This is a genomic window from Blautia sp. Marseille-P2398, assembly GCF_964240315.1.
In the GTDB taxonomy this organism is placed as follows: Bacteria; Bacillota; Clostridia; order Lachnospirales; family Lachnospiraceae; genus Blautia_A; species Blautia_A wexlerae.
Window position 1 is genome coordinate 31901 of record NZ_CAXSTD010000012.1, and the last position, 21545, is coordinate 53445.

General features: G+C 42.1%; 13 protein-coding genes, 1 tRNA gene, 1 other RNA gene and 1 other annotated feature. Of the genes, 1 reads left to right on the forward strand and 14 read right to left on the reverse strand.

Translation table 11 applies throughout. The annotated features are described in order from the left end of the window. Positions 1–5 precede the first annotated feature (5 nt). The 14 genes from ACESZG_RS13765 to ACESZG_RS13830 all read right to left on the reverse strand — a co-directional run bounded on the left by ACESZG_RS13765 (position 6) and on the right by ACESZG_RS13830 (position 19975). Positions 6–2705: a DNA translocase FtsK gene (locus ACESZG_RS13765; RefSeq protein ID WP_243281260.1), complete on the reverse strand. Its 2700-nt coding sequence runs from the start codon at positions 2703–2705 to the stop codon at positions 6–8. 42 nt (positions 2706–2747) lie between these two features. Next, positions 2748–3626 (reverse strand): undecaprenyl-diphosphate phosphatase, encoded by an 879-nt coding sequence (locus ACESZG_RS13770; RefSeq protein ID WP_195981110.1) that lies wholly within the window; start codon positions 3624–3626, stop codon positions 2748–2750. A gap of 109 nt (positions 3627–3735) precedes the next feature. Then, entirely contained in the window at positions 3736–4632 is an 897-nt protein-coding gene (locus ACESZG_RS13775; protein ID WP_025579029.1) for a YihY/virulence factor BrkB family protein, read from the reverse strand. A gap of 231 nt (positions 4633–4863) precedes the next feature. Then, positions 4864–5925, reverse strand: coding sequence for an aldose epimerase family protein (locus ACESZG_RS13780; protein ID WP_025579028.1), 1062 nt, complete (start codon positions 5923–5925; stop codon positions 4864–4866). Positions 5926–6003: 78 nt separating this feature from the next. Next, positions 6004–6185: non-coding RNA, 6S RNA (gene ssrS, locus ACESZG_RS13785), on the reverse strand. A gap of 238 nt (positions 6186–6423) precedes the next feature. Beyond that, the gene (gene thrC, locus ACESZG_RS13790; RefSeq protein ID WP_022381416.1) at positions 6424–7914 is read right to left on the reverse strand and encodes a threonine synthase; all 1491 of its coding nucleotides are present in this window, start codon (positions 7912–7914) and stop codon (positions 6424–6426) included. Positions 7915–8349: 435 nt separating this feature from the next. Beyond that, positions 8350–9186, reverse strand: coding sequence for a cell wall hydrolase (locus tag ACESZG_RS13795; RefSeq protein ID WP_243097383.1), 837 nt, complete (start codon positions 9184–9186; stop codon positions 8350–8352). Between the two features lie 192 nt (positions 9187–9378). After that, complete coding sequence (locus ACESZG_RS13800; protein ID WP_368210902.1) at positions 9379–11892, reverse strand: methyltransferase domain-containing protein; 2514 nt, start codon at positions 11890–11892, stop codon at positions 9379–9381. 462 nt (positions 11893–12354) lie between these two features. Next, on the reverse strand, positions 12355–13095 hold the full coding sequence (gene pflA, locus ACESZG_RS13805; RefSeq protein WP_173703081.1) for a pyruvate formate-lyase-activating protein: 741 nt from the start codon (positions 13093–13095) through the stop codon (positions 12355–12357). Between the two features lie 18 nt (positions 13096–13113). Beyond that, the gene (pflB, locus tag ACESZG_RS13810) at positions 13114–15369 is read right to left on the reverse strand and encodes a formate C-acetyltransferase (protein ID WP_055057724.1); all 2256 of its coding nucleotides are present in this window, start codon (positions 15367–15369) and stop codon (positions 13114–13116) included. A gap of 405 nt (positions 15370–15774) precedes the next feature. Continuing rightward, positions 15775–17430, reverse strand: a complete 1656-nt coding sequence (locus ACESZG_RS13815) for a 2-isopropylmalate synthase (protein WP_025579023.1) — start codon at positions 17428–17430, stop codon at positions 15775–15777. Positions 17431–17524: 94 nt separating this feature from the next. Beyond that, positions 17525–17788, reverse strand: a binding site (T-box leader). Positions 17789–17876: 88 nt separating this feature from the next. Continuing rightward, positions 17877–17950: transfer RNA gene (locus ACESZG_RS13820), tRNA-Pro, on the reverse strand. A gap of 164 nt (positions 17951–18114) precedes the next feature. After that, a complete protein-coding gene (locus tag ACESZG_RS13825) occupies positions 18115–18609 on the reverse strand; it encodes a hypothetical protein (protein ID WP_373218569.1) in 495 nt (164 codons plus the stop codon). Between the two features lie 124 nt (positions 18610–18733). Continuing rightward, complete coding sequence (locus ACESZG_RS13830) at positions 18734–19975, reverse strand: DUF1015 domain-containing protein (RefSeq protein WP_022381423.1); 1242 nt, start codon at positions 19973–19975, stop codon at positions 18734–18736. Between the two features lie 258 nt (positions 19976–20233). Here ACESZG_RS13830 and dpaL point away from each other — a divergent pair, with 258 nt between their 5' ends. Then, positions 20234–21463 (forward strand): diaminopropionate ammonia-lyase, encoded by a 1230-nt coding sequence (gene dpaL / locus ACESZG_RS13835; RefSeq protein WP_118574855.1) that lies wholly within the window; start codon positions 20234–20236, stop codon positions 21461–21463. The last annotated feature ends 82 nt before the right edge of the window (positions 21464–21545 follow it).

A 21545-nucleotide genomic window follows, 5' to 3' on the forward strand; every position in this document is an offset into this window, starting at 1 on the left:
CTCACTTACTGATTTTCCAGATAATTCTGAAACTCCTCCATAGACATAAGAACTTTTCTCGGTTTTGTTCCCTCTTCCGGTCCCACTACACCTGCGTCGCAGAGCTGATCCATGATTCTTGCCGCTCTGTTGAAACCAATCTTAAACATTCTCTGCAGCATACCAATAGAAGCTTTCTCTTTCTCTATGATAAACTTACCTGCTTCTTCAAAATGGATGTCCCTTTCATCTCCGGACATACCTGTTGTTACAGGAGAATTTACCTGCTGCTCAATCTGTTGGTTATACTGGACACCCGGATTTTTATCTGCAAGAAATTCAACCACAGCACTTACCTCATCATCAGATACAAATGCACCCTGAAGTCTTGCAGGCTTCTGATATCCCTGAGGATAAAAGAGCATATCACCTTTTCCAAGAAGCTTCTCGGCTCCGTTCATATCCAGAATTGTCCTGGAATCCACACCGGAAGATACAGAGAAAGCAATTCTGGAAGGCATATTCGCCTTGATCAGACCGGTGATAACATTTACAGACGGTCTCTGTGTGGCAATGATCAGATGGATACCTGCCGCACGTGCAAGCTGGGCCAGGCGACAGATAGCATCCTCCACTTCTCCGGGCGCAACCATCATAAGGTCTGCAAGCTCATCCACGATGATCACGATCTGCGGCATTTTCACAGGTTCTTCTTCAGCTCCTACCGCCTTGATCTGCTCTGCTTTTCTATTATATTCATGCAGATTACGGACACCGTACTCCGCAAATGTATTGTAACGGTTTGTCATCTCCTGTACTGCCCAGTTTAATGCGCCTGCTGCTTTCTTCGGATCTGTCACAACCGGAATAAACAAATGTGGAATTCCGTTATACACACTGAGCTCTACTACTTTAGGATCGATCATGATAAGCTTTACTTCATCCGGATTTGCCTTGTACAGGATACTGATGATAAGTGTATTGATACATACTGATTTACCTGAACCGGTTGCACCTGCGATGAGAAGATGTGGCATTTTGGCAATATCCGCAACTACAGTCTTACCTGCAATATCCTTTCCTACTGCAAAAGAAAGTTTGGATTTTGCCTTCTGAAATTCTTCTGACTGGAGCAGATCTCTGAGCATAACCGTACTGTTCTCTTTATTGGGAACCTCAATGCCCACTGCTGCTTTGCCGGGGATCGGTGCTTCAATACGGATATCAGGAGTGGCAAGATTCAGTTTGATGTCATCTGCAAGACCTACAATTTTGCTGACCTTTACTCCCATCTCGGGCTGAAGTTCATAACGGGTAACTGTTGGTCCGCAGCTCACATTAATGACAGTCACGTTCACGCCGAAATTGTGAAGTACTTCCTGGAGTTTTTTTGCAGTCTTACGCAGATAGGCATCAGAATCCCCCTGAGCTTTGCTGTTTCCTTTCTTCAGCAGATTTAAGGCTGGAAATTTATATTCTTTTTTTACGGCTGCTTCCTGTCGGGTGATCTCATGCTGAATGTTTACAATTCCGCTCTGTATCTCCTTTTCAGAAGATTTGGGGTTTTTCGAAGGCGGCCGCACTGCCTTCTCATCCTGAAAAGGGGGCAGATCTTCCTCCGGTTCTGAAACCACAGATTCCTTCCGGTCAGTGACAGCATCTTCAAATGGAAGGTCTTCCTGCTGTTGTGATTCATTATCTGCCTCGTATGTATCCGGGGATGTATCCGCTCTGTGAATCTCAAAATTCATCGGAGCATCGATGTATGGTTTATTATCCGCATCATCAGAGGATTTAATCCCTGTGTTCTCGGTATTCTCCGCAGCTTCGGCTGTTTCTGCTGCTGCTTTATCTGTATCTGCTGCTTTTTTCAGAAGTTTCCCCTTTTTCTTTGGCTTCTGTTCAGAATAGCCTGTCAGCTTGGTTCCTTCCAGAAAGCCGCCTTTTTTCATTTTTTTTGCTTCCGAAGGATCCATGAGAAAGTCATCATCTGAAAATTCATCATCGCCAATTTCTTCCTCCAGTCTGCGGACTCTTTCTTCACGCCGCTGTTCTCTTATAAGCTGACGTTCTCTGGCACGTTCTTCTCTATATCGCTCACGTTCAGGCTGCCCCTGCATATAGCGCATATGTCTATCTTTTACAAAATCACACACCTTCATAACCAGCCGCGTTACAAAATCGAGCAGAGAGCGCTGTGTGATAATGATCATACATACAACAAATGCCAGTATAATGATCACATATCCGCCGATAGTTCCAAAAGCAGATGTGACAGAAATACAGATTGCTCCTCCGATCAGACCACCGCCTGTTTTATAATCTGCGCTTAAAGCATAATAATCCAGCAAAGTTGTACTCTGCATATATCCGTCTGTGAGAAGCTGCGCTGCCCCACACAGAAACAGAAACATCACAAACGCCGCTGCAAGTTTCTTATATGCCAGCCGGTTTGTTTTATTGATCAGAATAAATGCTGATTCAAGGAAAAATACGATTGGAAACAGATATGCCATCAGTCCCATCAGTCCGAAACAGAAATTACTGATCGCATCTCCCACAAAACCACCTGCTCCAAAATTGCTTGCCATCAGGATTACACATGCGGCCAAAATCACAAATAATATGATTTCTGTCTGAAATCTGCCGACTTCCTGTTCCATTGCTGTCTTCTTTTTTGTATTTCTTCCCGAATGCCCGGTATTCTTACTCTTTGATGCTGCCATTCTAAGGCTCCCCTCCTTGATCTTCTCGTAAATATCTTCCCTTTACAGGGCAAAATTTAATGCCAGTGTAATAATACCGACTATAAATGAATAATATGCAAAATAGCGTAATTTTATATTCTGAGTCATGGCTATTGTATTTCGGATAACAAGACATCCCGTAAAACCGGCGATGATCATTGCAAATACATAGGTAAATCCAAGTCCTGCCGTCATTTCAGAAGCACCAAAATTTCCGATTTCCGTAAAAAAAGCACCTATGATAGCAGGCAGACTCATAAAAACAGAAAAACGAACCGCAAATTTGCGGTTATATCCGCATAACAGTGCAGCACATAACGTAAATCCCATTCTGGAAATCCCTGGAAAGACAGCAATCCCCTGACAAATTCCAATCCACATGGCGCTGTCATAAGAAGCCTCTCTCGGTCCCTTTTTTCCACCGGATTTATTCAGATCTGTTACCAGAAGAAATACGCCTGTAAGTAAAAATCCGATTCCCGGAACAATCTGAGAGTCTGCGGCCAGAAGAGCCAGCCGTTTTCCTGTAAGTCCCAGAAGTGCTGTTGGGATCATGGAAATCACAAGAAGTGCACCTGTTTTCCGATATGTTCCGGTGACTATTCTGGCATAGCCCAAACTTTCCCCTGTCTTCTTGTTATGGATATATAGATTCAGATTACCGATCATATCCATAAACATCCCCAGAAGTCCCAGTCCGATTTTTTTTAAATCTTTGCGGAACAAAAATATAATTGCTGCCGCACTTCCAAGATGGAGCATCGTTTCTGACAGCAATCCGGTTTCGTGACCGATTCCCATATATTGTTCCAATATGCATAAATGTCCCAAGCTGCTGACAGGAAGAAATTCCGTCACAGCCTGAATGACAGCCAAAAATATCAAATATACAACGATCATAGAACTGATTCCTTTTTGTTTCTCCAAAATTATGGTTTATTATAGCACACTCAGAAAGGCTTTACAATAAAAAGCCCCCTGACTGTCATGTTCACAACGTAGCCAAAATTCATTCATTTTCCTGCTGTTTTTTTTCTTTTTCATGTGCCAGCAGTTCCTGTACCGATTTATGTGCAATCCGGAATTCTTTTTCAAAATAAGCATTGATCTCTGCACCGTATAACAGAAGATTCATACAGATATACAACCACACCATGACCATGATGATCGTCGCAAGGTTTCCGTACATATTACTGAACCCCGGAAAAATCTCAAAATAAAAAGAGAATCCGTATGAAAATATCGACCATGCAACTGCTATGATCAAGGCTCCGGGAATCTGGCTTTTGAATGTGGCTTTTCTGTTCGGAAGAACCTTATACAACATAAGAAAAACCAGAAACAACACACCAAATACCAACAGTGCTCTTGCCCCCAGTATTTTTCCCAGAACTCTTCCAAGAAAAGGAATATATCTTGATACAGCTTTCTGTATTTCGTTTCCGAGTACAAGCATAAGTAGAGACACGATTACCGCAATCACCAGTGATAAAGTATAGAATACTGCATAAATTCTGGTTAACAGCCAGTTACGGGTTTCTTTTACGTGATAAATGGTATTTAATCCATTGATGATAGACTGCATTCCTTTTCCGGCAGACCACAGTGCCACAATTGCTGACAAAGGGACAATTGCAGTACTTCTTTTGTATACATCTACCACGATCCCCAGAACAAAACTCTGCAGATTCTCCGGAATAAAAGCAACGATCGCATCCCTGACTACATTATAGGTCAGAGGTGTATACCGTACCAGTGTAGTCAGAAACAGAATACAGGGAATAAAAGACATGATCAGAAAATACGCTGCCTGTGTCGCATAAGCTCCTACGTGATCTCCGGATACACGTTCCATAAACCCGAATAAAAGCCCTGTAACAGACCGGGTTTTATTTTTCTTTTTCATATATGTCTCCATTCTGTTATTTTACAGCAGTCATTTTAGATAATGCATTTATGGTGATTGCTGTAATTATAAAGATAACTGTTTCAAATATCTCTGTTTACTATCATACCATGAAACTGCCGTTATGACAAACATGAATTATGGATAATAAAATCCGGTTCTTTTCATGCTGGAACGCTGTAGATATGAAAAAAACCGGATCAATATGTAATTAGTTTTATGGTCAGATTTTTACTTTCTGATGTAGAAATGATAAGCAGTCACAGAATCATACTGTTCACCTGCATTAAGAATCGGGGAGTGGAAATCTTCAACATTGACCGCATTCGGTTCAACCTGCGTTTCCAGACAGAAAGCATCCCGCTTATTGTAAGTATGACCATTTTTACCATGTTCATTTTCGACAAAATTTGCTGCGTAAAACTGTACACATGGACAGTCGGAAGTGACATCCATGGCAATTCCGGTTTTATCACTGTATGCGGTTGCGATTAGTCTTCTGTTTCCTTTTGCATAATTGTCTGTCACATAATTGTGGTCATATCCGCCTGTGAATTTCAGCTGCTCAAATTCTGCTTCAATATCCTGCCCGATCTGTTTGGCAGTTCTGAAATCCATGGGAGTCCCTGCAACTTCCTCATACACTCCTGTAGGAATGGAATGACTGTCGGCTACAGGTGTATAATATTTTGCATGGATTGTAAGATACTGATCCATGGCGGTTCCACTTCCCTCACCATTCAGATTGAAATAAGAATGATTTGTCATATTGGCAACTGTCGGCTCATCGCAGATTCCCTGATAATGGATCCTCAGTTCGTTGTCTTCCGTAAACTCATATTTTACAGACACATCAAATTCTCCCGGGAAACCATTCTCGCCATCCGGACTTATACGGTTAAATATAACACTGTTTTTATCATCGGAAATCTCAGCCACTTTCCAGAGCTTTTTTTCAAATCCGTCAGGACCGCTGTGAAGATTATTGTCATTCTCATTCTGAGCAAGAACTACTTCTTTGCCATTGACAGAGAATTTCGCACCGCCGATGCGGTTTCCGTTTCTGCCGATGGTTGAACCGAAAAAGCATCCATTTACTTCATAAGATGCCAGATCATCATATCCAAGTACTACGTCTGTTAAAGTACCATCTTTATCAGGTACGCAGACCTTAACCAGGATTGCTCCAAAATCTGTCACTTCCGCATATGCCCCGGATTTGTTTTCCAGATGAAAAATTTTTACTGTTTCCCCAGTCTGTAATACACCGAACTTTCTTTCAGAAACACCCATTGTTTCCAACCTCCCGTATCATAAAATAATATTAAATCCAAAAGATAATAAAAAAGAGCCTCTCTACGGCTCATTTTTACAGTTCCCGAAATGCCGTTCCCTTCCCATTGACGCCTAGCCATAGCTAGGTGGGTATCCTCAACAGACCTTCTGTCTTCCGCTGCATAATGACGGCCTGACATCCGGCCTGCGATGTTGGGTTCCCGTTAAAGTCGATGTAGGTTCAAAAAAAGAAGGGGCCTCGTACATTTCAGGATATTCACTGTTTTTAACTGATTTTTATTATACTCCAGTATATGTTCTTTTTCAACATAAAATGTAGAATTAATTATATTTTTTATAATATGGAGATTATCGGTTAATGTTCACACACCACTATCCCGCGAGGTGTTTTGGCATGAATATGCCAAAATCCCGAGACATACAAGCCAAAATTCCATTGCCGCAGGCAATCTGGAATTTTGGCTACGTTACTGTGAACGGAGTGAACAGTAACGATTATCGGATTCCAAGGATATCTTTTACTGCCTTTGGCATATCCGGCGCATCTACCACCCGGTTATGAAGCACCGGTGCTGTGCGGATCGTCTCAACTGCCTGTGGAAGTTTCACTCCGGAAAGCGCACTCAGTTCATCAGCCAATGCAAAATCATCCTTACCGTCTGTATCTGCTCCAAGTGCTTCCATTACACTTCTTGTAAATTTATATGGACTTGCTGTGGATGCAATGACAGTTGGTGTGGTATCATTGGTATCTTTTACATATTTGTCATAAACACCTGCTGCAACTGCAGTATGGGTATCTATCACATAATGACTGTCTTTGAAGATTTCTGCGATTGTTTTTGCTGTTTCGTCTTCTGTACAGTAATTGCCATAGAAGTCTGCAAGCTGTGCCTTCATGTCTTCTGTGATGGTATACTCGCCGCCTGCAGTAAGAGACTGCATCAGCTCTGCACATTTTTTTGCATCACCGCCTGCGATACGGTAGATCAGACGTTCCAGATTGCTGGAGATCAGAATATCCATGGACGGTGAGGTTGTAAGGATAAAGTCACGCTTTCTGTCATAAGTTCCTGTACGGAAGAAATCATACAGAACCTTGTTATCATTGGAGGCACAGATAAGTTTGTGAACCGGAAGTCCCATCTGTTTTGCATAATAAGCAGCCAGGATATTTCCAAAGTTTCCGGTAGGTACTACCACATTGATCTCCTGACCGTCTTTGATCTTGCCCTGACGTACAAGTGATGCATATGCATATACATAATAAACGATCTGCGGTACCAGACGTCCGATATTGATAGAGTTCGCAGATGAGAACTGATATCCTGCAGCATCAAGTTCTGCTTCCAGTTCCTTATCATTGAACATTTTCTTTACGGCAGTCTGTGCATCGTCAAAGTTTCCGGTAATTCCCACAACATATGTATTGTTGCCTTTCTGAGTTACCATCTGTTTCTCCTGGATAGGACTTACACCATGTTTCGGATAGAAAACGATGATCTTGGTTCCCGGAACATCTGCAAATCCGGCCATTGCCGCTTTACCTGTATCTCCGGAAGTAGCGGTAAGAATAACAATCTCATTTTTTACCTGATTCTTCTTAGCAGCTGTAGTCATAAGATGTGGAAGAATTGATAATGCCATATCCTTAAACGCAATGGTCGCACCATGATACAGCTCAAGGAAATAAGCTCCGTCTGCTTCATGAAGCGGTGCAATCTCTTTTGTATCAAATTTTTCATCATAGGCATTGTTGATGCAGTTCTTTAATTCTTCTTCTGTAAAATCAGTAAGGAAACATTTCATTACTTCATATGCTGTCTCCTGATAGCTCATCTTTGCCAGCTCATCCATTGGGACATCCAGCTTCGGAATCTCTGTCGGCACAAATAAGCCGCCATCCTCAGAAAGCCCCTTTAAAATAGCCATAGAAGCTGTTACGGTTTCTTCTTTTCCTCTTGTGCTTTTGTATAATACCTGCATGATATTTCCTGCCTTTCCAAAGTTATTCGTAACTGTTCAGTATATTGGCAGTAATAATAAACCGCTGAACAGTTACAGTTATTCATTTCGCCAATTGAGCACATTATAGCATATACTTTAGCAAAATACTATCCTAAATTATTTCTCTTTTTCTATCTTTTTATGATTGATTACTGTTCACTCTGTTCACAGCAACACGCTTCGCGATGCACAGAATTTATGCTAATCGCATAAATTCGCGCAGTATGTCTTGGTTTTTCTGTGACCTTCGCTCACAAAAAACACCTCGCGGGATATTTCCAGTGAACAGTATCTATGATCGATTACTATAAATCAAAAATATGGACATATTCTTTTGTTCCCGAAGAATATGTCCATATTTTAAGCAGTATTACCGCAATCCTGTTAAATGAGTCATATGAAGAGTATCGTTTATTACGATCCTGTGGAACTTTCTGCTGAATCCGGATAGGTATAAAATTCATGTACGCCGTATTTAAACAGCCTTTTCAGATCTTTCTCAAACCAGGAGACATTCTGGCTTTCAGCTTCAGATTTCTGGATAAAAAACAGTGCTCCTTCTGAATAATCCACACCTTCAAGAGCCTGTCTGACGGCTTCTCTTGTCTCATCTGTAACAGTTACTTCATTGATACGTCCGTCATAAGTCGGTGAAAACTGCGGAACACCATTGGTATTCTGCCATACCACTTCTGTGACTGTATCGGGAAATTCCTTATTCTTTATACGGTTCATGATCACATTGGCAACCAGAATGCGTCCCTTGACATCCTCAGTACCTGCTTCAGCTTCTACAATATGAAGCAATGTATCATAGTCCTCATCCGACATCATCCGGGCACTCTCTGCAAGAGCCGCTGTCCTTGCATCCAACTCATTGATGCTGCTCTCCATAGAAGAGCTGACATCGAATTCTGCCATATTATCTTCAATAACTTTAATTCTCTGACCGACCATTACCTGTTCACAGGAAGTTCCGATACGTGTGACTGATTTTTTGGGAGAAGCTGTATCATTCATTCCGGATACTACTCCTGCAATTCCTGTTGGCAGTACATCTGTTTCGTCAGCATCAGAGGAAAAAGTTTTCTCCCTATTTTCAGAAGCTGCATATACTTTGTTTTTTCCATTAAAATCTGCTATTCTGCCGCCTGTTGCAAACGCAATCGCCGTACAGGTACACACTGTAACCAGTATCAGACTCCGCGCCGGATTGCCGGACTGTTTTGACTCTTTTTTCTGAACTTTCATACTTATCATTCCTTGAGTTTTTTAATTACAGGTTTTATGGCTGTAACATTTCTGTAACTTATAAGAAAATTATATTTAATATAGTTGATTTTGTCAAGCTTTTTTCATATTTTTGTAACATTTTGGCTTGCAAAAAAGAAAAAAGGAAGGTTCCATCAATGAAATCTCCCTTTAATATATGCTTCATTTTTCTCAATTATTACATTTATTTTTTTCGCCGCAGATCAGGAACATAGGGGTTGGATTATAAAACTCATCTTTCTTTGTATAAATTCTGCTGCTGATACCCAGATCAATGGAGAATCTGTTGATACCCAGTTTTCCCAGTGTCTCCAGATCCCAGGCAGGGCGTACATAGGAACTGATAGGAAGCTGGCGTTTAATTTCCTCGCATTCCTGCATCATGGCATCGCCTACTGTAAAATGAGCATGATTGGCAGGCAGATCAGCAGTATCTGAGAAATCATCTGCACCATAATTGGCATCTGCGTTGATCAGGATTCCTCCCGTTTTCAGCACACGAATCCATTCTTTATATGCTCTTGCTGCATCCGGAAGTGTCCAGGTAAGATTTCTGGACACGATTACATCAAAGGTACCATCAGGAAAATCCGGATTTTCCGCATCCATTACTTCAAACGTACAGGAGGCGTTCTCTTCTTTTGCCAGTTCCCTGGAATGAATGATCATATCCGGTGTCAGATCGATTCCTGTAACTTCATGTCCCAGTTTTGCTAAAAGAATGGAAAAGAAGCCTGCACCGCATCCCACATCCAGAATCCTTAATTTTCCATCAGGAAGAAAAGTCCCGATCTCTTTCAGCCATTTATCAGCCATATCACTGTGAAGCTCAGCTCTTCTCTGTTCCATAAAACTGTCGCTTCTTTTCGCCCAGTAATTTGTGATCTTTTCCTTGCGTTCATCCTTTCTTCTGCTGAAACTGCCATATGCGATCATCGGACCATCCTTAATAACCTGAAGACTTCCCGCCTGATATAGAACCACTCCATTTAAATCGGATAAACTTGTCTCCAGAATATTTCCCTCATAATCCTTAACACAGCCAAGATACTCTCCAACCTTAATGATATCTCCCGTTTTTTTGGCAGGATACCACAGCCCGGATACACTGGCAGACTGATAACGCACATCTTCAATTTCCATGGGATAATAATTACTGTAACTTCTCATGCCATCGTAAACACCCAGCGCACACAGAATATTACGCACATCTTTTCTTGTAGAATGAACCTCCTCCGGACTCCAGCCTCCCATCTGGCCACGTTCGATCAGAACACTGGGAATGCCACATGTGGCAGCATAATTGTAAGAACCACCGGATGCCACATTAGACTTTACCATATAGGGAACATCTGCCTGCTCTGCCATCTTCCTTGACATCTGAACCACATCTTCATCTGCACATCCGGCATAGTAAATATAAGGCGTAAGCTGCTCATAATCATCCCCGCTGTGAAGATCAATATAATAATCTGCTGCACTGTGAAGCTTCTGAACCACCTCATACGCCAGACGGTCCATCCTGGTTCCCTGCGGATTCCCCGGAAATACACGATTCAGATTCTTCTCATCCTCCGGGCAGATACTGCCGCTCCTCTCCTCAAATTCCTTCCTGCACACAGTCTTAACCAGGATCACTCTTCCATGGATCTTCTCAGGCTTCAGTTTATCTGCAAGCTCAACAGCAGCCTGGATTCCCACATATTCTCCTCCGTGGACCGCAGCGGTGATCAGAACTGTCTTTCCGGGATGAGAACCGCAGATTACTGTATAAGGAAGCGAAAACTCACCTCCGCCCAGTTTCAGGAATCCGCTCTTTTTCGTACCCGGAGCAGTACACAACGCGGCATCCTCCAAATCTCTTTCTCTGTCATATCTGCTATCAGAATCATCCGTTCTGTCATTCTCGGACCAGATATCTTTCTCTTTCTTCACAGCGCTGATCATAAACATCGGCGTAGAATGATAATTCAGCTTCTCTTCCTGACTCCACACCCGCTGCCAGATCCCGGTATCCACTGCCACAGACTCAAACCCGTTCTCCTTCAGAAACTTCCTGTCCCAGGACGGTCTGTTAATAGAAGAAAGAGGCATCTGCAGTGCAATCTTCTCCATTCTGTCAATATCCGTACAGAGGTAATGATCATCCAGATGCTCACTCTCCACACTCTTTCGGTCTTCTTCATAAGACAGGCGTTTCTTCTCATTATAAAGATAACCGTACCAGTTTGCATCGAAATTAAGAAGATTTCCGCCCGGTTTCAGTACACGACACCACTCTTCATAAGCTCTCTTAGGATCCTTCAGATTCCATGTCAGATTCCTGCTGATCACAACATCAAACACATCATCCTCAAATTCCAGGTTCTGAGCATCCATCTTATAAAAAGAAATCCGCTCACAAAGATTACCGGCATTCCTCTTCGCGGTATCCAACATCTCCTGCGTATAATCAACAGCAGTCACCTTATATCCCGCCTCAGCCAGAATAACAGGAAAAAATCCAGGTCCTGTTCCGATATCCAAAATCTTAATCTCATCCTTCGCTTTCTCCGGGAACTGCTCTTTCAACACCTCAAGCCATGCCCCCTTCTGCATCCCATTCAATTCCTTATGATTAACTTCAGAATACCCCTCAGCCCGGGTAGTCCAGTAACTCTCAATCTCCGATAATAAATCCTTCACCTTATGCCAACCTCCATGCACGCAATTTATAATCATATATGACCCAAATTATATCAAATCCACCCTCCCCCCAACAAGCCCTCCCGGGGGATATATTTCACATCTCAATTCATTTTTATATAAACAAAGTCCTTCTTATAATTCACACTCCACCTTGTATTATATCTTAACCAAAACCAGCGAAGCAGGCGTATAGTTGTACCGGATGCATTTGCAGGCATCTTAGAGATTCTTAGTCCTCGGAAATCTGCGTTATGAGACGAAAAGTCCCTTGTCTGAGCGACAGCGAGTAATTCCGGACTTTTCGTCTCATGCTTTTAGCGGATTTTCGAGGGCTTAGAATCTCTTAGATGCCGAAACCGTATCCGGTACAACTATACGCCTGCTTCGCGTCCCCTTTTTAAACCAAAAACAAAGCTGCCATACCCCCAAAAAGAGGATATGACAGCTATATATTTTTACTCAGATAGCTCCAAGAATCTTCCGGGCATTATCAATCCTTTCCTGCGTCGGAGGATTAACCCCCTCCAGTGGATAAGAAAGCCCCAGATTCTCCCATTTAAACTTACCAAGCGTATGATAAGGGAGCACCTCCACTCTCTCCACATTGGAAAGAGTATGGATAAAATCAGCTAACCGGTGCAGATATTCATCCTTATCACTTCCGTCCGGCACAAGCACATGACGGATCCATACAGGTTTTTTCATATCAGAAAGTTCCCGCGCCATCGCAAGAATATTCTTATTGGAATGACCGGTAAGCTTAATATGCTCCTGCTCGTCAATCTGCTTGATATCAAGCATTACAAGATCTGTATACTTCATAAGCTCCAGCCATCCGGAATGCCATGGTTCCTGATCAGTGAAAGGATTTCCACTGGTATCAAGATTCGTATGCACACCCTCTGCCTTTGCCTTCTTAAAAAATTCTGTAAGAAAATCCATCTGAAGCAATGGCTCACCACCGCTTACAGTGATACCGCCTTTGCTGCCCCAGTAGCCCTTATAACGTAAAGCTTTCTTAAGAAGCTCATCTGCCGTATAAAGCTCTCCCTGCTTCATCTTCCAGGTATCCGGATTATGACAGAACTGACATCTCATGGCACAGCCGCTAAAAAAAATCACATATCTTACTCCGGGTCCATCAACGGACCCGAAGCTTTCCAAAGAATGAACATAGCCTTTTATCTGTTTATTATCCATTATATCATCATCCATTAATTACATTCTGTCGTGGCAGGTTCTGGCAATAACGTCTAACTGCTGCTCTCTTGTAAGGTCGATGAACTTAACAGCATATCCGGATACACGGATTGTGAAGTTTGCATACTCTTCTTTTTCCGGATGTTCCATAGCGTCGATCAGTTTCTCTTTACCAAATACGTTTACATTGAGGTGATGAGCACCCTGATCAAAGTATCCGTCAAGTACATGTACCAGATTCTCTGAACGTTCGTCATCACTGTGTCCCAGAGCATCAGGATTGATTGTCTGAGTATTGGAGATACCGTCAAGAGCATCTTCATAGTCAAGCTTGGCAACAGAGTTCAGGGAAGCAAGAAGACCGTTCTGCTCTGCACCGTAAGATGGGTTTGCGCCAGGTGCAAGAGGTTCCCCTGCTTTTCTTCCATCCGGAAGAGATCCTGTAGCCTTACCATAAACAACGTTGGAAGTAATAGTAAGGATAGATGTGGTTGGCTTGGAATCACGGTAAGTATGGATGTGTTTCAGTTTCTCAAGGAATGTAGACAGAAGAGTTGTTGCGATCTCGTCTGCTCTGTCATCATCATTACCATAACGTGGGAAGTCACCCTCAACCTGGAAATCTGTTGTAATGCCGTCTTCATCGCGGATAGCTTTAACTTTTGCATATTTGATAGCGGACAGGGAGTCTACTACATGAGAGAATCCTGCGATACCTGTTGCGAAAGAACGCTCAACCTTTGTATCGATCAGAGCCATCTCTGCAGCTTCATAGTAGTATTTATCATGCATGTAGTGGATCATGTTCAGTGTTCCGACATACAGATGAGCCAGCCAGTCCATCATCTGGTCATATTTTGCGATTACTTCATCATAGTCAAGATATTCAGAAGTGATCGGCTGATAGCTTGGTCCTACCTGCTGTTTTGTCTTCTCATCAACACCGCCGTTGATCGCGTAAAGAAGGCATTTTGCAAGGTTTGCACGAGCACCGAAGAACTGCATCTCTTTACCTGTCTCTGTAGCAGATACACAGCAGCAGATGCTGTAGTCATCGCCCCATACCGGACGCATAACATCATCATTCTCATACTGAACAGAACTTGTTGTAACAGAAATATTTGCAGCATATTTCTTGAAGTTCTCAGGCAGTCTTGAAGAATAAAGTACTGTAAGGTTTGGTTCCGGAGCCGGTCCCATATCTTCCAGTGTGTGCAGGAAACGATAGTCGTTCTTTGTTACCATGGAACGTCCGTCCTGTCCCATACCTGCTACTTCCAGAGTTGCCCATACCGGGTCACCGGAGAATAACTGGTTGTAAGAAGGGATACGTGCAAATTTAACCATACGGAATTTCATTACCATGTGGTCAACAAGCTCCTGAGCTTCTTTCTCTGTAAGAGTTCCGTTCTGAAGATCTCTTTCAATATAAATATCAAGGAATGTGGAAATACGTCCGACACTCATTGCAGCACCGTTCTGAGTTTTGATGGCTGCAAGATATCCGAAGTACAGCCACTGGAAAGCTTCTCTTGCATCTTTGGCCGGTTTGGAGATATCATATCCATAAGATTCAGCCATAACTTTCATGCCTTTCAGAGCACGGATCTGATCAGCGATCTCTTCACGAAGCTGGAAGTCATAACGTCTCATACCCTGACGGTCGCATGCTGCGAAGTCTTTCTGTTTTCCTTCGATCAGAGCGTCGATTCCGTACAGAGCCACACGTCTGTAATCGCCAACGATACGTCCACGTCCGTAAGTATCCGGAAGACCTGTAAGGATCTTGTTGTGACGTGCTACTTTCATCTCAGGTGTGTAGATATCAAATACACCCTGGTTGTGAGTTTTAAATTCATAGTTGTGGAAAACATCTTTAATCTTGTCACTTACTTTATATCCGTAAGTTTCACAAGCCTGCTCTGCCATTTTGATACCGCCGTATGGCATGAAAGCACGTTTCAGAGGTTTATCTGTCTGAAGACCAACAACTTTTTCAAGGTCTTTTGTTTCTTCATCAATATATCCGGGACCATATGCTGTCAGAGATGTAACTACCTCTGTCTCCATATCAAGAACTCCGCCTTTGGCACGTTCTTCTTTCTGAAGTGCCTGGAGCTTGCCCCACAGTTTGTTTGTAGCTTCTGTAGGTCCTTCCAGGAAAGAAGCATCACCGTCATATGGTGTATAGTTCATTCCAATAAAGTTACGTACATCGATTTTTTCTTTCCAACGGTTGCCCTTAAAGCCATTCCACTGTTCGAAATTTTTCATTCTTTTACCTCTTTCTCTAAAATATTTCCGCGCATCTCTCACTGGCCTGGAGTGAGATAATAAAATGTAAATTGTACTTATTTAGGACACTTTTCTGCCCATGCAGTCAGTATACGTAAACATGAGTGTTATGTCAATTAATTTCCCTTATGATTTTAATTAAATACAATTCTGATAGCTTTTCATCGGAGTTTGCTTCTTTATTGTACTTTATCGCGTACATTAAGACTTTCTTGTATTTTTATAAATACAAAAAAATACCGGTCAGGAAGTCCTCTGGACAATCTGACCGGTATCTGATTTTTGATATTTTATGTAAACTATATTATTCCCTGCCAAGCGGATATTAGCCTGACCTGCAGAAGTCAAAAAACAGCAGGACAGAATCGGGCGTGTCGGAACAATCTAACGGTTATTGATCGCTGTTACAAGTGCATCAATAGATGCGCGAATGATATCTGCGTCTACGCCTGCACCCCAGGCAAGGGTTCCATCCGGCTTTTTGATACCGACATAAGCAATAGCTTTGGAACTTGAACTGCGCTCCAGCGCATGCTCCTGATATGTTTCCAGGGAATATTTCAGCTCATATGCCTTCTTCAGTGCATTGCTGACTGCATCAAGACGTCCGTTACCGGATGCCTCTGTAGTGATTGTCTTTCCGCGGAAAGTAGAGGTAACTTTTGTTACAATACCACCATCTTTCTGCTGGAAATGTACTTCATTGATACTGTACGGTTCTGTGATATTCTCAAAGGTCTGTTTAAACAGATTGAAAATTTCGTCAGGATGAAGTTCTTTATGTTTGTGGTCTGAAACAGCTTTTGTGGCATATCCCATTGCCTCACGCATTTTCGGAGGAAGGTTAAGACCGAATTTGGTCTCAAGGATATATCCCACGCCACCTTTACCAGACTGGCTGTTGATGCGGATAACATCTGCGTCATAATTTCTTCCCACATCTGTCGGATCGATCGGAAGATACGGAACATTCCAGTGATCCGGATCCTTGTCATCTCTCCAGTGCATACCCTTGGCAATTGCATCCTGATGAGAGCCGGAAAATGCGGCAAATACAAGTGCACCACTGTACGGACTTCTTTCGCCTACTTTCATTCCGGTACATTCTTCATATATTTCACAGATATGCGGCATATCAGAGAAGTCAAGTTTTGGATCTACACCCTGAGAATACATATTCATGCCAAGTGTAACAATATCTACATTTCCGGTACGCTCACCGTTTCCGAACAGAGTACCCTCGATTCTGTCTGCACCTGCAAGTAATCCCATTTCAGAATCTGCAACACCGCATCCTCTGTCATTGTGTGGATGGAGAGATACGATTACATTCTCGCGGTATTTCAGATTTTCACACATATATTCTACCTGGCTTGCATATACATGCGGCATAGAATGCTGTACAGTTACAGGCAGATTGATGATGCATTTGTTATCTGCTGTAGGCTGCCATACATCAAGAACTGCATTGCATACTTCTAGAGCGTATTCCGGTTCTGTGCCTGTAAAGCTTTCAGGGCTGTACTCAAACTGGAAATTTCCTTCTGTTTCATCAGCCAGTTTCTTTAATAATGCGGCACCATCCACTGCAATCTTTAAGATTTCTTCTTTGGATTTCTTAAATACCTGTTCTCTCTGAGCTACAGAAGTGGAATTGTACACATGTACAATTGCCTTTGGTGCGCCTTTGACAGCTTCAAAAGTTTTGCGGATGATATGCTCTCTGGCTTGAGTCAGAACCTGAATAGTTACATCCTGTGGGATCAGATTCTGCTCGATCAGGGTACGCAGAAATTCATATTCTGTTTCAGAAGCAGCCGGGAAACCTACTTCAATTTCTTTAAAACCGATTTTTACAAGAAGTTTAAAGAATTCAATTTTCTGTTCCAGACTCATCGGAATCACCAGTGCCTGATTACCGTCACGAAGGTCTACAGAACACCAGACAGGTGCTTTGTCCACATATTCTTTTTCTGCCCATTTCATGCATTTAACAGGCGGCATAAAATACTGTCTCTGATATTTGCTTGGATTCATCATTTTTTCTTCCTCCGTTATGTAAATATTATGTTTGGACTGTGGGGATTGACTGTAAAAAGACATAAAAAAATCTTCCATCTCCACAGACTTATCTGCAAGAGACGAAAGATATTATCATCTTACGCGGTACCACTCTTATTTATGAACAATGTCATACACTCATGGGATACGGAATCTCCGGATATCCGGTATTCTTATATCCTCTCCATATAACGGTGGAAACCGTCTGCACCTACTCTTGTATAATTTCAGGCAGCTGCTCAAAGGCGAGTTCCACAATTTCCTTCCACTGCTTCTCAGCAACCAGCAGTTCTCTGTGCTCCGGTCCGGGTGTACTATTCCTTATCATTGCATTTTACTTATAACTTTATTTGGCTTTTTTAAAATGAACATACGTCTGAATCATTCATTGTAAATATACTACAAACGATTTAACCATATGTCAGTCGGGGCAACAGGATTTGAACCTGCGACCTCACGGCCCCCAGCCGTGCGCGCTACCAAGCTACGCCATACCCCGTAACGCAAGTTAGTATAACAAATTATTTCTGTGATTTCAACTGTTTTTTGAAAAATTTACAAAAATTATACAAATTTAGCAGGAAGAAATTTCATGTACTTTTTTATGTTATAAAATTTCTTCCTGTTTATCCTATGTACAAGCCTTACAATCATCTGTTACAGTTACGCTGGCATGATGGCTTTTTCCAAATTGTCTACACGCATATCCAGTTCAAAAACTTTCTCTCGAGTTTTCTTATTCTCCTTTCTATAGCGAAGCTCATCCATATGTGCATCAAATAGGGCAGATATTTTTCTGTCAATTTCATTTTCCAGTTTAAGTTCTATAGTTTTTACGCTTCCCTTGAGTTGCACAATATCTGATTTCATGTTCGTGATATCCGTCTTCATGTTTGTGATATCTGCCTTCATGTTTGTGATATCCGTCTTCATGTTCGCAATATCTGTCTTCATGTTCGCAATATCTGTCTTCATGTTTGTGATATCTGCCTTCATGTTCGTGATATCCGTCTTCATGTTCGTGATATCCGTCTTCATGTTTGCAATATCTGTCTTCATATCTGCGATATCGTTCTTTACATCGGACATATCATTTTGAAAACCGGCAATGCTTCCCTGTATAGAAAAAAGGATATTTCTCAATTCCGCATCTTCCACATTCTTCCCTCCTTTCGTTATAGTACGTCTCGTTCTCTTCTGTATAGAACCAATTGTACCATTGAAGGAAGGAAAAGTCTACAGCGAAATTATTATAATATTTTTATAAGACATCTTCGGCAAATTATAACTTATGTATAAACAGCCCACTCCGAAGCTTTGGCTCAAACCAGGTGGATTTTGGAGGCATTAATTTGTTCTCGTCTGCAATCTTCATCAGGTCTTCCATAGATGTCGGGTACATGACAAAGGCTACACCGCCGGTTCTGTCCGCAATCTCTGCCAGCTCTGCTGCCTTATGGCTTCCGCCCACAAAGGAGATTCTCTGGTCTGTGCGCGGATCTTCGATTCCCAGGACTGGTCTGAGGACTTTTTCCTGAAGAATGGATACATCCAGCTGTCCGACCACGTCCTTCTTCTCATAGATATCCGGCCATGCTTTCAGGTGATACCACTGTCCGTCCACATACATTCCCATACAATGCTTCTCTACAGGCTTGCATGGAAATCCCGGCATCAGCATCAGTTCAAAGTTGAACTTCAGGGCGCCCAGAAATGCTTTTACAGTCAGGCCGTTCAAATCTTTTACAATCCTGTTATAAGGAAGAATGCAGAGCTGGTCATAGGGAAATACAACAGACAGGAAATAATTAAACTCTTCCTCCCCTGTATATCCCGGATTCTGTTCTCTTCTCTTTAAACCTACTTTTACAGCGGAAGCTGCGCGGTGATGTCCATCTGCGATGTACAGAGAATCAATCCCTGCAAATTCCTTATTTATTTCAGAAATGACCTCATCTTCATCAATCACCCATACTCTGTGTGTGATCTGATCCTCTTCTGTAAAATCATATGCTGCTTCATGATGATCTTTCCAGTTATTCATCAGTGTAAGCAGAGAATCCGGATATCTGCATGCCAGAAAAATAGGACCGGTATTTGCATTACAGGAATCTACATGGTGGATCCTGTCCTGTTCCTTATCTTCTCTGGTAAGCTCATGTTTCTTCACTACACCATTCATATAATCATCAATGGAACTGCATCCTACGATACCGGTCTGTGTTTTTCCTTTTCTTACAAGTTCATATATATAGTAACAGGCCTTCTGATCCTGAACAAGAATTCCCTTTTCTTCCATATTGTCAAGATTTTCTTTTGCTTTTTCATAAACCCGATCATCATACAGATCTGTCTCAGGTTCCAGATCCATTTCCGGTCTGTCAATATGAAGAAAGGACAGGGGATTCTCATCTCCGATTGATTTTGCTTCTTCCCGGTTTACCACATCATATGGAAGTGCTGCCACATCAGCAGCCTTTTCCGGTGTAGGTCGAAGTGCCCGGAATGCATGAAATACTGCCATAATATTTTCTCCTCTTCTGTATCTTTTGTATTGCTCTTTTATACCCACTTTACTGTCTATCCTGTAAAAATAAAACGAACATTACTCATTATTTTATCATATCCAAATCCTTATATCAATGTACAAATTATGAAACCTAATTTTTTTTTGAAAAACCTAAAAATTTTTGTATTTTTCTATTGCAATTTTTAAAATATATGGTATGATAGAATCACAAGTTAAGGAAACCAAATGATAATTTTTAAGGGAGGTCATTTTATGACAGAAGGATTAAAATGGACTGTAAACGAGGTTCCGAAATCAGATGATAAACACCTGGAACTGATGTCCGAAGAAAATGTAAAGAAAGCAAATGAGTTCCACAGAAGTTTCCCACAGTACAGTGTGACGCCTCTTCAGAACCTTTCATCCCTTGCAAAATATTTAGGAGTAAAAAATATTTTCTGTAAGGATGAATCCTATCGCTTTGGCTTAAATGCTTTCAAAGTACTTGGAGGTTCTTATGCAATGGGCCGCTATATCGCAAAAGAACTTGGACGTGATATCAGCGAGCTGCCATACAATGTTCTCTCTTCTGATAAATTAAGAGAAGAATTCGGACAGGCTACATTCTTTACTGCAACAGACGGTAATCATGGACGTGGAGTTGCATGGGCAGCTAACCGCCTTGGACAGAAAGCAGTTGTAAGAATGCCTAAGGGAACAACAAAGACTCGTTTCGATAACATTGCCAAAGAAGGTGCTACTGTTACGATCGAAGAAGTAAACTATGATGACTGCGTAAGAATGGCTGCAGCAGAAGCTGCCAAAACAGAACATGGTATCATCGTTCAGGATACCGCATGGGACGGATATGAAGAAATTCCATCCTGGATCATGCAGGGATACGGAACACTGGTTCTTGAGGCTGACCAGCAGTTAAAAGAAATGGGTGTTGAACGTCCGACACATGTATTTGTTCAGGCCGGTGTTGGTTCTTTAGCAGGTGCCGTAGTCGGTTATTTCGCTCATAAATATAAAGATAACCCGCCGGTTATGGCTGTCTGTGAAGCAAGTGCTGCTGACTGCCTGTACCGCTCCGCTGTTGCAAAGACAGGAAATCTGGTAAATGTTACAGGTGATCTTCAGACAATTATGGCCGGTCTTGCATGCGGTGAGGGAAATACGATCGGATGGGATATCCTGAAAAATCACGTAGATGTATTTGCATCCTGTCCTGACTGGATGAGCGCAAAGGCAACACGTATCTACGCTAATCCACTGGGAGATGATCCACACGTTGTCTCCGGTGAATCCGGTTCCGTTCCGCTTGGTTTCTGCTTCACTGCTCTTCACGATGAAGATGCAAAAGACTTAAAAGAAGCGCTGAAACTGGATGAGAATTCCGTAGTACTTGTTATTTCCACAGAAGGTGACACTGACCCTGTTCGCTACCGCGAGATCGTATGGGACGGATTATACGGAACAGACGAATCTTTAAGTAAATGATGTTTTTGGTGAACACAGACAGGTAAGTGGTATGGTTATCTCGAAAATGATATACCAGTAACTAATAATATGATATCAGATT

Coding starts and splice junctions, on each gene's coding strand:
- ACESZG_RS13770 (WP_195981110.1), bottom strand. CDS start 3,626: ATGATCGTTGTATATTTGATATTTTTGGCTGTCATTCAGGCTGTGACG.
- pflB (WP_055057724.1), bottom strand. CDS start 15,369: ATGAAAAATTTCGAACAGTGGAATGGCTTTAAGGGCAACCGTTGGAAA.
- ACESZG_RS13765 (WP_243281260.1), bottom strand. CDS start 2,705: ATGGCAGCATCAAAGAGTAAGAATACCGGGCATTCGGGAAGAAATACA.
- ACESZG_RS13775 (WP_025579029.1), bottom strand. CDS start 4,632: ATGAAAAAGAAAAATAAAACCCGGTCTGTTACAGGGCTTTTATTCGGG.
- pflA (WP_173703081.1), bottom strand. CDS start 13,095: ATGGATAATAAACAGATAAAAGGCTATGTTCATTCTTTGGAAAGCTTC.
- ACESZG_RS13795 (WP_243097383.1), bottom strand. CDS start 9,186: ATGAAAGTTCAGAAAAAAGAGTCAAAACAGTCCGGCAATCCGGCGCGG.
- dpaL (WP_118574855.1), top strand. CDS start 20,234: ATGACAGAAGGATTAAAATGGACTGTAAACGAGGTTCCGAAATCAGAT.
- ACESZG_RS13830 (WP_022381423.1), bottom strand. CDS start 19,975: ATGGCAGTATTTCATGCATTCCGGGCACTTCGACCTACACCGGAAAAG.
- ACESZG_RS13815 (WP_025579023.1), bottom strand. CDS start 17,430: ATGATGAATCCAAGCAAATATCAGAGACAGTATTTTATGCCGCCTGTT.
- ACESZG_RS13780 (WP_025579028.1), bottom strand. CDS start 5,925: ATGGGTGTTTCTGAAAGAAAGTTCGGTGTATTACAGACTGGGGAAACA.
- thrC (WP_022381416.1), bottom strand. CDS start 7,914: ATGCAGGTATTATACAAAAGCACAAGAGGAAAAGAAGAAACCGTAACA.